This is a genomic window from Phytoactinopolyspora limicola (assembly GCF_011320225.1).
Lineage (GTDB): Bacteria > Actinomycetota > Actinomycetes > Jiangellales > Jiangellaceae > Phytoactinopolyspora > Phytoactinopolyspora limicola.
Map to the genome: position 1 here is coordinate 285,034 of NZ_JAAOEN010000001.1, position 13,007 is coordinate 298,040.

12 protein-coding genes are annotated in these 13,007 nt (G+C 66.7%); 4 read left to right on the forward strand and 8 right to left on the reverse strand.

Going from position 1 to position 13,007, the window contains the following annotated elements; translation table 11 throughout:
• Positions 1-57: 57 nt before the first annotated feature.
• Genes G8760_RS01450 through G8760_RS01460 form a run of 3 tightly spaced genes read right to left on the reverse strand, consistent with a single transcriptional unit; the run spans position 58 to position 3,208 of the window.
• The gene (locus G8760_RS01450; RefSeq protein ID WP_166345584.1) at positions 58-540 is read right to left on the reverse strand and encodes a nucleotide exchange factor GrpE; all 483 of its coding nucleotides are present in this window, start codon (positions 538-540) and stop codon (positions 58-60) included.
• Positions 528-1,670, reverse strand: coding sequence for a tetratricopeptide repeat protein (locus G8760_RS01455; RefSeq protein WP_166345587.1), 1,143 nt, complete (start codon positions 1,668-1,670; stop codon positions 528-530). The genes G8760_RS01450 and G8760_RS01455 overlap by 13 nt, the downstream gene beginning before the upstream one ends.
• Positions 1,667-3,208, reverse strand: coding sequence for an Hsp70 family protein (locus G8760_RS01460; protein ID WP_207781903.1), 1,542 nt, complete (start codon positions 3,206-3,208; stop codon positions 1,667-1,669). The genes G8760_RS01455 and G8760_RS01460 overlap by 4 nt, the downstream gene beginning before the upstream one ends.
• Before the next feature lie 145 nt (positions 3,209-3,353).
• On the opposite strand from G8760_RS01460, the gene G8760_RS01465 reads away from it, so the two are divergent.
• From G8760_RS01465 to G8760_RS01475, 3 genes are all read left to right on the forward strand, one after another.
• Positions 3,354-4,667: a trypsin-like peptidase domain-containing protein gene (locus tag G8760_RS01465; protein ID WP_166345590.1), complete on the forward strand. Its 1,314-nt coding sequence runs from the start codon at positions 3,354-3,356 to the stop codon at positions 4,665-4,667.
• A gap of 54 nt (positions 4,668-4,721) precedes the next feature.
• Positions 4,722-5,612: a DUF1028 domain-containing protein gene (locus tag G8760_RS01470; protein WP_166345593.1), complete on the forward strand. Its 891-nt coding sequence runs from the start codon at positions 4,722-4,724 to the stop codon at positions 5,610-5,612.
• Between the two features lie 137 nt (positions 5,613-5,749).
• The gene (locus G8760_RS01475) at positions 5,750-6,544 is read left to right on the forward strand and encodes an ArsR/SmtB family transcription factor (RefSeq protein WP_166345596.1); all 795 of its coding nucleotides are present in this window, start codon (positions 5,750-5,752) and stop codon (positions 6,542-6,544) included.
• 31 nt (positions 6,545-6,575) lie between these two features.
• On the opposite strand, the gene G8760_RS01480 is transcribed toward G8760_RS01475, so the two are convergent.
• Together G8760_RS01480 and G8760_RS01485 are read right to left on the reverse strand one after the other, a co-directional pair.
• A complete protein-coding gene (locus G8760_RS01480; protein ID WP_166345599.1) occupies positions 6,576-6,938 on the reverse strand; it encodes a YdeI/OmpD-associated family protein in 363 nt (120 codons plus the stop codon).
• 1 nt (position 6,939) lies between these two features.
• Positions 6,940-7,356: a VOC family protein gene (locus G8760_RS01485; protein WP_166347805.1), complete on the reverse strand. Its 417-nt coding sequence runs from the start codon at positions 7,354-7,356 to the stop codon at positions 6,940-6,942.
• Positions 7,357-7,461: 105 nt separating this feature from the next.
• Between G8760_RS01485 and G8760_RS01490 the strand changes: the two genes are divergently transcribed.
• A complete protein-coding gene (locus tag G8760_RS01490; RefSeq protein WP_166345602.1) occupies positions 7,462-8,412 on the forward strand; it encodes a helix-turn-helix transcriptional regulator in 951 nt (316 codons plus the stop codon).
• 9 nt (positions 8,413-8,421) lie between these two features.
• Here G8760_RS01490 and G8760_RS01495 read toward each other — a convergent pair whose 3' ends face one another.
• From G8760_RS01495 to G8760_RS01505, 3 genes are read right to left on the reverse strand one after another with little or no spacing between them, the layout of a single operon-like run.
• Entirely contained in the window at positions 8,422-11,559 is a 3,138-nt protein-coding gene (locus G8760_RS01495; protein ID WP_166345605.1) for an AfsR/SARP family transcriptional regulator, read from the reverse strand.
• A 12-nt stretch (positions 11,560-11,571) separates the two neighbouring features.
• Positions 11,572-12,747: an NAD(P)/FAD-dependent oxidoreductase gene (locus tag G8760_RS01500; RefSeq protein WP_166345608.1), complete on the reverse strand. Its 1,176-nt coding sequence runs from the start codon at positions 12,745-12,747 to the stop codon at positions 11,572-11,574.
• 3 nt (positions 12,748-12,750) lie between these two features.
• Positions 12,751-12,954 carry a ferredoxin gene (locus tag G8760_RS01505; RefSeq protein ID WP_207781904.1) on the reverse strand — a complete coding sequence of 68 codons (204 nt, stop codon included), beginning with the start codon at positions 12,952-12,954 and terminating at the stop codon, positions 12,751-12,753.
• Positions 12,955-13,007 lie beyond the last annotated feature (53 nt).

Sequence of the window (13,007 nt, forward strand, 5' to 3'; positions counted from 1 at the left end):
CCCCTTCCCATGATCATGAACACTTTGCCGTGCCGTGGCACGGCAAAGTGTTCATGATCATGGGGAGGGGGGCCCAGATCGCGAGACAACCACCCGTGCTGGCCGCAGCAGCCGGTCGCCATGCACGTAGCCGGGACGTTCCACGGCCATCACCACACCGGGCGGCTGTCCGTCGGCCAGCTCCACCGTGCCGGTCGCCTCGTGCTGCGCAGGATCGAACGGCTCGCCGTGTGGTTCGATGGCCACCACACCACGCCGTTCCAACACGTCGACCAACTCATCGCGGATCGACCGGACGAAATCGTCCGCTGGGTCTGAACCGAGCCGGTCCACAACCAGAAGAAGTTCCTGCAGCAGGGGGGTGACAACCTGGCGAGCGAGTCCGTCGCGCGCCCACTGCAGTTGGTCGTACAACTCGTCGTAAAGACGGCGGCGATCGCGGTCATCGAACAACCGGCGCTGAAAGAGGTCTCGCAACGAAGCGACCTCCCGCGCGAGTTCGTCTAGCCGCTCCTCCGCGCCCGGCGTCAGATCCCCCATCGGAGTCCTCCTCGATACCGCATCGCATCACGGTTCACTTTCCACCGCGGTCGCCATCGACGGGCCACCCATACCCCGAGCACACAGATTGCTATGAGGAAGAACAGGGTCGCGCCGCCACCCACGCCGGCCGCTCCGGCGCTGATCGCGACGAACATCAGCACCGCGAACGCCCCGATGCCGGCCACACCTCCGCCGCGCACCCATACTCGCTGCTCAGCCTCACTGGCAAGAACCAACCAACGGTTGATATCACCGCGTAGCTCGTCGTCGTCGAATCGGAGCGCGAGGGCCCGCTGAAGGTGCTCTCTCGCAAAGTCGATTTGACGACGGCTCGTGTACACGAAGTAGTCCGGTTGCGGCACCGACAGTCGCGCCAGAGTCATGTCCCGCAGTGCGTGCGCGGCGACCCCATGGACGACGGCGTCGTCGGGACGGATCTGCGCCAAGCCGTAGACCACGGCGTACGCGTCGTCGGGACGGTCGACCGCCAGGCAGAAGTGCGCTTTGGCCAGCCGAACGTCCAGATCGTCCGGGTCTTCCTGTTCGGCCCTCGCCAACGTATCGCGTGCGGCGTCCATCCAGCCGAGCCGGAGCTGGGCGTACATCAATTGGGTCAGGTACCGGACGCTCCGCGGGCTTAGCCGGACCGCCTCACGAAACTCCGATTCGGCTTGCTCGTAGTCTCCGAGCCGCGCCGAGGCCGCCCCCCGATAGGCCCAACCACGCTCGTCACGCCGATCAGCCCGAGTAGCCTCGGTGGCAACCTCGTGCGCAAGCCGCGGGAGGTCCGCGTCGAGGTACTCCTCGGCAGTGGCGAGCAGTTGCTCGACGTCGACGACGGGTTCAGGCGGCGGCGGTGGACCGTCATCGTTCCCCTGGCGTCGTCGGCGCTGCCCGTCCAGTCGCCGGTCATAGTCGCGTCGCCGTTCGACGTCAAGCAAGGTCTGTTCGGCGTCGTCGAGCTCGGCCACCCGCAGCTCCGCTTCGGCTCGGCGCTGGGCGTCGGGGGCGTTCTGGCGCCGGATCCAGATCTTGCGCTCACGCCGGATGGCGACGCTGATGGCTTCCGGGTCCGCCTCCGGATCGAGGTCCAGGAGTTCGTAGAAGTTGGTGTCGGGCGCTGTCATGCGACCTCGATGTCACTCATCCGGGAGACGGCGGCGCCAACCGCCGAGCGGTCGAGGTTGGCGCTGTTGTCCACCTCGAAGTCCGCGACGATCTTCTTCGTCGTTTCGTCGATCACCTGAACATGGATCATCTGATCGATGTCGTAGGAGTAGGTGACGGTGAAGGGCGCATTCTTCGGATAGCTCGGTATCGGTGCCGACTGCTCTCCGATCTTGGTGACGTACTCGGGGTCGCTGTCCTCCCCCTCAGTCACCTCGATCAACAACTCCCGCTGGTTGTCATACAACGTGCCGATAGCACGAGACTCCTTCACCGGGATCTTCGTGTTGCGATGGATAACGGGGAAATTTCGCCGTGGGTCGCGGGGACCATCACCATCGACGAGGATCACACCGAGCGTCTGTGATGTGACGTCCTGAACGACGATCCGCTCCTTGGTAGCCAGCTCGGGCAGGTTGGCTCCGGCCGTGCCGCTCTCGGCCACACTCAGCTGAGCCCGGATAGCGGCGCCCAGTGCCACGACCTCGTCCGGGTTGATCGAGCGATCGACGGGTTTGCCGGCCAGGCCCTCGACCATTTCGCGCACCATGGGCATTCTGGTCGACCCGCCCACGAGAAGGATCTGATCGATGTCGCGCCACGTGACACCGGCTTCGACAAGTGCCTCCTGCAGGATGTGCTTGGTTCGGCTCAGCAGACCGGCGGTCAGCTTCTCGAAGCCTTCACGGGTTACTGGCAGGGCCTGGCTCACACCACCGTAGGTAACCGCGATCTGGGTCTTCGGAATACTGGTGAGGCTCCGCTTGGCCAGTTCAGCCTTGTCGCGCAGATCGGCCAGCGCGGTGTCGTCAGCCAGCAGGTCGGCACCGCCGGCCGCCGTGAACTGCTGGTTGACGTGTTCGATCAGCTTGTTGTCCCAGTCGAAGCCGCCGAGGTTGCGGTCGCCGTCGGTGGCCAGGATGTCGAACGTGCCACCGGTGACCCGCATGACCGTCACGTCGAAGGTGCCACCGCCGAGATCGAAGACGAGGACGGTGCCGTCCGCGCCGGACTCGATGCCGTAGGCCAAAGCCGCAGCGGTGGGCTCGTTGATCACATGTAACACGTTCAGTCCGGCGATCCTGCCCGCGTCGATCGTGGCGCGCCGGCGGGCGTCATCGAAATATGCCGGCACGGTGATCACCGCGTCCTGCACACTGCCCTCCCCGAGGAGCAGCTCGGCGTCGTCCTTCAGCCGCCTCAGGATCAGGGCCGAGACTTCCTCAGCAGCGTAGGTGGAGCCGTCGCTAGCCTCGAAGCTCCAACTGCGGTTGCCCATCTGCCGTTTGAGGAACTGGACGACGTCATCCGGCGCCGTCGCCGCTGATCGTCGGGCCATGGAACCCACCAACGGGATACCGCCTTGAAACAGCACGACCGAAGGCGTGATCGACTCGCCTTCGCGATTCGGGATGATCTCCGGCTTACCAAGATCATTTACGTAGGCGATCGCGGAGAAAGTGGTACCGAGATCCATACCAATTGGACGTCCGGCCACGGTCTCGCCGCCCTTCGACGCGGTCGGTAGTGATCGCCGATCATAAACCAGAGATCGTTTTCGCCGATAGTGGTCGCCCTATACAGCACCACTAGACTCAGAGTGAATCGCCGTCAACACTCTGGCAGCTGGCCGAGGGGGCCCGGTGTTCTGTTCGCGGTGTGGGAGTCGTTTAGGTGCGGACGTCAACTACTGTCCCGCCTGCGGTCATCCTGCGGCGAACGTCACCGTTCCACCGTCCGCGGGCCGCCGCTTCCGCCTCGCGATCATCGCCGGGGTCACCGTGCTCGGACTCGGCGGCGCCGCTGCGGTTACATACGCGCTGCTACGCGACGACGCTTCGGATCCGCCGACGGTAGCGGCTGAGCCGACCGTGCCGGACGGATCGCCGATTCCTAGCCCCATGGAGGCAACCGAACCCGCGACGACGGACACCACCGGGCCCACGCCACCACCACCGGCCGCCGACTTCGCCGACCTCTACCGGACGGTCAGCTCCGGCGTGCTGATGGTCCAGGCCACGACGTGTGAGGGCAGCGGCGTCGGATCGGCCTTCCTGATCTCCGGACACCAGATCGTCACCGCGGCGCACGTCGTCGATCAAGCGGCGTCGGTGGCCGTGATAGCCGGCGGCCACACACACCAGGCCACGGTGGTCGGCCTCGATGGCGCCAACGACATCGCCATCCTCGAAACACCGTCCGAGCTGGACGGGCACCGCTTCACCCTCACCGAGGCCGACGTCGCCGCCGGTGAGTCGCTCGCGGTCATCGGCCACCCACTCGGTGATCCGCTCACCATGACGACGGGTACCGTCTCGCGCGTCGACGACGCCCTGTGGCCGAACATTCAGCTCGACATCAGCGTCAGCCCCGGCAACTCGGGCGGCCCTGTCCTGCGGCCCACCGGTGAGGTGGTGGGGGTGCTCATCGCGAAAGACGTCGAGGCCGAAGGGTTGAGCTACGCGGTCCGCAGCGATCTCGTCGTCGACCGGTTGACCCGCCCGGACCTCCTCTCACCACCGGAGATAGCCGACTGTGAACTCCCGCTCGGACCTGATGACGCCGAGCTGCCGGAGATCGAGGACGTGAGCGAGCTGCACCTCGCGGTGGCCCAGACGTTGGACCGATACTTCGGTGGCATCAACTCCGGTGACTACCAACTGGCCTTCGATCAGCTCTCGCCGCGGCTGCAAGGTTCGATGACGGCGGCGGACTTCGCGGCCGGGGTCGAGACGAGTTACGACTTCGGCTTCGAGGTCCACTGGATCGAAGAAACCCCCCAGGGCGCCGAGATCTGGCTAGAGTTCACCAGCATCCAAGCACCGGGTTACGGACCCGAAGGCGAGTCGTGTACGCACTGGTCACTGGACTATGAACTCGCCTGGTACGGCGAGTGGCTGCTCATCGACCGAGTGACGGGACACGGCGGCACATCGGGTCACCTCCCGTGTGACTGACGGATCGCCCGCCGCGCACCCGGCCGGACTCCGGCGTCGTCTACTGTCGGCGGCATGACGTACTCCATCATCGCGCGTGACCCCGAAACGGGCTATATGGGCGTGGCCACCCAGTCCCAGGCCTTCGCCGTGGGGGCCAGCGTGCCTTGGGCGGCACCTGGGTACGGACTAGTGGCTACCCAATCGATGGGTGAACCCATGTACGGCGACCTGGGGCTCGACGCGCTCCGCGCCGGACTCACCGCCACGGAGGCACTACGCGCGCTGCGCAGCGTCGATCCGCACCCGGAACGGCGGCAGGTCGGCATGGTGGATACCTACGGCGGCATCGACATCTACACCGGCGACGCGTGTGTGAGTGCCGCCGGTCATCTCGTCGGCGACTCGTGCGCCGCGCTGGCGAACATCGTGCGAGGTCCTCGGGTGTGGGAGAGCATGGTGGAGGCCTACGAAAAGTCGACGGGCTGGCTACCCCGCCGGCTGGTCGCCGCACTCGAAGCGGCGGAAGCGGCCGGTGGCGACGAACGCGGCCAGCGCTCCGCGGCCATCCTGGTGGTCCGGGCCGAGCGCAGCGGGCGGCCGTGGCGGGACACCGTCGCCGACCTTCGGATCGACGACCACCCGGAGCCGTTGGTCGAGATCAGCCGGATGGTCGAGCACAACTGGCGTTACCACCGCACCGTGATGGCGTTCGAGCTCGCCTTGGACGGACGCCCCGACGAAGCTGTCGGCCAGTTGCCGGACGACGTGAACGTGGCGGAACAGGATTCCGACCTCATCCTGTGGCGGGCCATCATCCTCGCCCTGGCCGGCCGTCTCGACGAAGCACGTCAGCTGGCTGCCGCGCTGGCCGAGCAGGCACCGGACTTCGCGGCGGTGGCCCGGCGCTTCGGCGAGGCGGGGCTGGTCGAGCCGGAGATCCTGCGCACGATCCTGCCGGAGTAGCAGTTCGTCGGCGGGTGAGAGCACGGAGGCCGCTCTCAGGTTTGCCCGTTCCGCACTCCGACACCATTGACATGCAGCCAAACGGCTGCCTATTGTTGAAATGCAGCCATTCGGTTGCATGAATGGAGTGGATCGCGATGGGCGACGTCTTCAAGGCACTGGCAGATCCGCACCGGCGCCGGCTATTGGACAGCTTGAACGAGCACAACGGGCAGAACCTGCGCGATCTGTGCTCAGGGCTCAACATGGCGCGGCAGTCGGTCAGCAAGCACCTGGCAGTGCTCGAGGCCGCGAACCTGGTGACCACGTTGCGGCAGGGCCGGGAGAAGCTGCACTTTCTCAACGCCGAACCCATCAACGCCATCGCCGAGCGCTGGATCCAGCAATACCACCGCCACCGCGTGCGCACCCTCGCCGACCTCAAAACCGCATTGGAGGCCACCATGGGCGACACCGAGTTCGTCTACACCACCTACATCAAGACCACCCCCGAACGGCTCTGGCAAGCGCTCACCGACCCCACCTTCACCCGCCGCTACTGGGGTCTGGAGTTCGTCACCGACTGGACCCCCGGGGCGCCGATGAGCTGGAAGGATGGCGACGTCACCCTCTCCGACGCGGAGCAGGTAGTCCTGGCGGCGGAACCGCCGCACCGGCTCTCGTATACGTGGCACGCCGTCACGCCGGAGTGGGCCGCCGCACACAACATCAGCGACGAACTGCGCGATACCCTCGCCAGCGAACGCCGGTCGAAAGTGACCTTCGAGATCGAACCTCTTGGTGCGACGGTGAAGTTGACCGTGATACACGACGACTTCGAGCCCGGCAGCACCATGCGCGAGATGGTGAGCACCGGCTGGCCAGAACTGATCAGCGGCCTCAAGACCCTCCTGGAGACTGGCCAGCCACTTCCCGCCGCTGACGCCACCTGAGAATTCCGGCCGGCCGGGTAGAGCACCCGTCTTACCCGGCCGGCTCCACCACCCAGGTGCCACCAGCCTTGGCCATCTCAATCGCGGCGAATCCCCGCTCGGTCATCAACCCTTGTTCGGTCATCGTCGCCGCACGTTGCCGATTGAGCTGGCTCCACCGGCTGCGCCGACGCCGGGGGCTGAACCGCAAGCGGGAACTCTCGGCGTCGTTCTTGCGATGCACGCTGTCGATCCACCCGAAACACAGCGCCTGCTCGACCGCCTCGTGATAGCGGATGCTCGGAGTGCTGCTGTCCTTGTGGTAGATGACCAGCCATACCTCCGTCTCGACACACGAGTTCCGCGCCAACCAGGAACGCCATTCGTCAGGGGTACGGGCGATGACGGTGTCCATGTCAGGCCCCCGTCCGAGCCGTCAGCATGTCCAGGTAGTGCTGGTTGTACATCACACCGAGCACGTTGCCGAACGGGTCGACCACCGAGGCGGTAGTAAAACCTGGACCGCGTTCGATCGGCCCCTGGTGGACCGTGGCCCCCATGTCGAGCAGCCGATCGAAGCTCGCCTGAACATCGTCGACCGCCCAGTACGCCACCACACCCCCGGGTTTGTCCGTGCTGCCGTGCGGGGAGAAGCTGCTGTTGAGCAGACCGAACTCGTGCAGGTAGTCGCCGATGCGGAACTCGATGTACGCCGGGTCGCCCTCAACGGGGCGCACGAAGTACGGCTCGACGCCGAACAGTTCGGTGTACCAAGCCTGCGCGGCCCGGAGGTCGTCGGCGAAAAAGGTGGTCGTGGTCAGTCCCCGCAACATGGCGTGTCCTTTCATCGTGGCGGATGATCCGCTGTCTTCTGAACAATCTCCATCCTGCGCCCTAAAATGCTCATCTATTGAGCAGGTTTATGAGAGAATTTTTCTATGCGAGCGGATCGCCTCGTCGCCGCACTTCTTTTGATGCAAACTCGCGGCCGGGTCACCGCAGCGGAGCTGGCCGACGAGCTCGAAGTATCGGTGGCCACTGCCCGCCGCGACCTCGAAGCCCTGTCCACAGCGGGTATTCCGGTGTATCCACAACCCGGCCGGGGCGGCGGCTGGTCACTGGTTGGTGGCGCCCGAACCGACCTGAGCGGCTTAACGGCCACCGAGGCACAAGCACTGTTCCTCCTGGTCGGGCCGGCCGCGGCGATATCCGATGAGGCGAAAGCGGCGTTGCGCAAGCTGGTCGGGGCACTACCACAGACGTTTCGAGCCGACGCCCAGGCCGCGGCCGAAGCCACCATGATCGACCCCGCGCGATGGGGCGAGCGTGATCGCGACCGCCCAGAGCTGGTCAACACGCTCCAGGCCGCCGTCGTCCAACGGCGGAAAGTCCGCCTCACCTACGTCGGCAGCTCACGCGAACAGACTGAACGCCTGGTCGACCCGTGGGGCCTGGTCGACAAAGACGACACCTGGTATTTGCTCGCCGGCACCGAACGCGGCCAGCGGACATTCCGCGTCGACCGCATCGTTCTGGCGGAGCCGACCGACTTGCGCGCCGAGCGTCCCGACGAATTCACGCTCGCCGCCGCGTGGCAGGACGTCGTCGACACGGTCGAGCAGCGCCGATCACGCACCTGGGCCACCGTCATCATCGCTACTCGGTTCGTTCCGATCCTGCAAGATCAGTTCGGGCGGCACTGCCATACCGTCGGCGAACTCGACGATGGGCGCACCAAGGTCAGGCTCGCCGCGCCGACACCGTTGGACATCGCCCGCAATCTCGCCGGCTGGGGTGCCATGATCGACGTCGTCGACCCGCCTGAAGTCCAGGCGATACTCGCCCGGATCGGCGCCGAACTCGCCGACAAATACGCCCGCCCGCACTAGTGCGACACACTAGTGTGTGGCGCCGGCCAGCCAAGGATGGTCGCGCAGCAGCGCAGGCCGGGCCAGCCCGTGATCATCACGGATCAACTGCGCCTGCCGCTGTTGCCGGACCACCTCCGCGTCGTCGGTGCCAACCAATGCCGCAACTTCACACCCGGTGGCTCGCACTCGTGGATCGGCGCTACCCGCGGCAACCGCAGCGGCGTCGGCAGCAGCGGCGGTCGCCGCGGGATCGTCTCTGCCGGTGAGCAGTATGACTCTGGCCAGCGACTCGATAGCCTCGGCCGACAGACCGGCGTCAAGCAAGCGGCGTGCTGCCCCCAGATGCAACTCCACTGCGTCACCGGCCGCGCCGTCATGTTCGGCGAGTACCGCCCGGCATTGCAACACCCGCCCGTCCACCTCGCTGAACCGACCGATGATCCCGCCCCGCTCCAAGGTCTCAACCATGCCGCGAGCTGTTTCCACGTCGCCGGCGAACAACGTGGCCCGGGCAAGCGCCACTCGGGCGGATATCGCGGCCTCCGGTAGTTCCAGTTCGTCGAGAAAGGCCAGCGCTTCCCGCAGAAGCAACGCCGCGCCCGCATGGTCGCCCTGCGCCCCGCCCACGATCGCCCTGCGCAGCGCAGCTCGCTGCTGGCCCCAGCGGTCGGGGCATGCTCGGTACCAATTCGCGGCTTCGATGAAGTTCTCGTCGGCCTCGGCCAGCCGGCCTCTGACCAGGGCGCCCAGGCCACGCACCATGGCGCAGCCGGCGATCGTCCATGGGTCGCCGGTCGCCGCCGAGACTTCCCGAGCCTCACCCAAGATCGCGTCGCCTTCCTCCCATCGTCCTAGCCGGTGCAACGCATGGGCCCTGGCCAGCAAGGCGAAACCGACCTCTGGCAGGCGGCAGTCCGGGTGCACCGACGCCAGCCGCGCCGCCTGCTCGCCATAACGCACCGCCTCGTCGGCATGTCCGAAAACCGATCCCAGGTGGGTTGCCCAGGCGAGTGCTCGCACCCGGATCTCCACGTCCCGGGCGGGAAGGTCCAACGAACGGACCACTATGCCCCAATCGGGCGCTCGACCTTCACGCATCCATGCGACATACCCGAGAACTCCGACGAATTCCTGAGCCAACGCCCCGAGACGCCGCTGAACAGCGTTGTTGTGCGCCGCGCGGATGTTCGAGTCGTCCCTCATCAGCGCGGCGACGGCCCTGGCCTGCCGTTCGGTCGTCAGCGCCGGCATCTGCTCGCGGGCTAGCTCGACATATACCTGTGCGTGGGCGACGACGGCCCGCTGCTCTAGTCCCGATGCCCGGAGACGCTCGGCGGCATAGGCGCGCATGGTCTCAAGCAGCCGGAGCCGAGCACTGCCGTCCGGGCCGGTCTCGGCCTGCACCATCGAGCGGGACACGAGCCGTTCGATACTGTCCATGGCCTGGGTTTCGCTGCCGCCCAGCCGGACGCAGACCTGCCGGGCATGTCGCACTGCGAACGAGCCACGGAACACCGACAGCGCCTCGAACACCCGCCGGTCTCCCTCGTCGAGCAGGTCGTAACTCCAGTCGATGACGGCCTCAAGAGTGCGATGCCGGGCCGCTGCCATCCGCGCGCCGTGACTGAGCAGGCTAAACCGGTCGTCCAGCAAGCGAGCCACCTCATCGATGCCGAGCACTCGGATCCGCACCGCGGCCAGCTCCATGGCGAGGGGCAGCCCGTCCAGCTGGCGGCAGATGGAGGTCACGGTCCGCCTCCGGTCGTCGTCGACCTGCAGGTCCGGCTGGGTGGCACGCACCCGGTCGAGAAAGAGCCGCACGGCGGGATCGTCGTGCAGCGGGTCGACGACGTACACGCTCTCGCCGGGCACGTTGAGCGCTTCTCTACTGGTGGCAAGGATGTGGGTGGCCGTGGTCCGGTTGAGCAGCGCCGACGTCAGGACCGCGACATCTTCGGTCAGATGCTCGCAGTTGTCCAGAATCAGCAGGAGCCGCCGGTCGGCCAGGACGTCACACAGCATGTCCAGAGCCCGGCGGGCGCGGCTGCTCGTCGTCACCGATCTCGACGACGGCACTACCGGGCCGAGCGCTTCGAGCACGGCTCCGGCGAGGTCGTCGCCGCGGCGGTATTCGATCAGGTCGACAACGGTGACACCGTGCGCCGCCACCGGGGCACAGGAGTCCACCAGCACCTGGGTGGCCTCCATGGCCAGGCGGGTTTTGCCCACGCCGCCCGGACCCGTCAGCGTGAGCAGCCGGGCGCTCGCCACGAGCGCGGCTACCTCATCGAGATCATCCTGACGGCCCACGAACGACGTCGCCGGCCGAGCGATCCGGACCGGCCCAGGGAACCGCATGCCGCCGCGACGAGGATCTTTCTGGTGCAGGATGATCAATTCCAGTTCTCGCAGCCGCGGGCTAGGATCCAGGCCGAACCGCTCTCTCAGCTGACGCCTAGCCTCCACATAGACCTCGCTGGCTTCGGCTTGCCGGCCTTGGCCATAGAGACCCAGCATCCGCAACGCCCACAGCTCTTCGATGCCGGGATGCCGGCCTGTGGCGTCGACCAAGATCTCGGCGACCTCGTCGTATCGGCCACGCTCGATCTCCAGTGCCAGCCACTCCTGCAGCACCTGGAGCCGCAACTCCGCCAGCCGGTCGGCCTCCTTCACCAGCGCTGGCACGTGCTGCAGATCGGAGTAGGCCCGGTCCCCCCGCCACTGACCCAACGCGTGGGCGTACATCTCGCTGGCCGGCTCAACCTCCATCGCCGCACGTAGTTCACGCGCCCGGCGCACGGCACGTTCGAAGCGGGTCACGTCGACGGCGTCGGGCGGCAGATCCAGCACGTACCCACGTTCAACGGCGCGCAGCAGGTCCGGTCCAACGGCACGGCGTAGAGCGGACACGCGGGCCTGCACCGTATTCCGCGCCGACTCACCGGGCGGATCCGCGGTCGCCTCACCCCACACCTGATGCAGCACCTCGGACGTGGTGACCGGCTGGCCGGGCCGCGAGGCCAGTAGCGCGAGCAGGCCACGGCTGCGACGCCCGGTCAGCCGGACGACGTTGCCTCCAAGAGAAACACTGAATCCGCCGAGGACCCGGATGTCCACGGCACCATGGTGTCCCCTGGCAGCGTCCGCTGGCACTGGGTGGGACACCAGCTACCTCCTTCAGGGCTCGACGACGTCACCCCAGGGCACCTGATCGCGAATGGCCCGGCTGTACTGGGCCAGTCGTCGAGCGGCATTCACACACAGAGCCCCGCGGAGGACGCCGTCCCTGCCGAACAGGGCCACCATCGAGGTATCGTCCATCCGCTCGACGTGGACCTGCTCGGCCGCGTTCGCCCGACCCACAAAACGCATCTTCGCGTTGAACTGGTCGGACCAGAAGTATGGAACTGGAGTGTATGCCTCGTCCGCCCCCAACAGCGACGCCGCGGCGTGTCGTCCCTGTTCAACCGCGTTGGTCCACTGTTCTACCCGCATCTCCTCGTCGAACAGAGCGTTGTACCAGCGGGTGACGTCTCCGGCGGCGACGACGCCGGGCACCGATGTGCGCAGGCTTTTGTCACACACCACGCCGTCGGCCAGCCGCACGCCACTACCTTCCAGCCACCCGGTCGCTGGTGTGACGCCCACCCCGGCCACCACCAGATCGGCGGAGAGCACGGTGCCGTTGTGGAGCCGGATCTTGCTGCCACCGGCGCCAGGGTCAATGCCGTCCAGAACACTTCCGCAGTGCAGTTGCACGCCGTGTGCCTCCTGGTGCGTCCGGAACCACTGCCCTACTTCGTCGCCCAGCACCCGCGTCAGTGGCACCGGAGCAAGCTCGACGACGGAAACATCCAGGCCCATTTCGCTGGCCGTCGCAGCCACTTCGAGCCCAATGAACCCGGCACCCAGCACCACCAGGTGCCGCCCCGGTATCAGCTGCCCATGCAGGGCGACGGCATCGTCGACGGTCCGCAGGATGTTGACGGGCCCGACATCGCCCAGCGTGCTCAGCGTCTTCGGGGTGGATCCGGTGGCGAGCACCATCCCGTCGTACTCCTCCGGTGTTCCGTCATCGAGAACGACGATACGCCGAGCCGGATCCAGGGCCGTCGCACGGCGACCAAGGCGTAACTCGACGCCGGCGTCGGCATACCATTCGGGCGCCCGCAGGTGGACCTTGTCGACTTCAGGGCCCTGGTGCAGCGCCTCCTTGGATAGCGGCGGGCGGTCGTACGGCAGGTGCGGCTCGGCTCCGATCAGCACGATCTCGCCGGCGTACCCGTGGTCACGGAGTCCTTCGATCGCGTGCACGGCCGCCAGCGACGCCCCCACCACGACGACGCGGCGCACGGATCAGCCGTTCTCGACCGTGATGGCGCGCGCCGGGCAGACCCGGGCCGCGGAGTCCACTTGTGCACGCAGATCGTCCGTGGGGGTCTCCTGCAGCAGGATCGCTTTGCCGGCGGATTCGTCCAGGTCGAACACGGCCGGAGCTTCCATCATGCAGCAGGCGTATCCCTGACATGCCTGCAGGTCGACGATCACCTTCATGGACATGTCGTGTCCTCCTCCATCCGGTTGGCCAGTACGTTCAGCCTCGGTATCGTCAG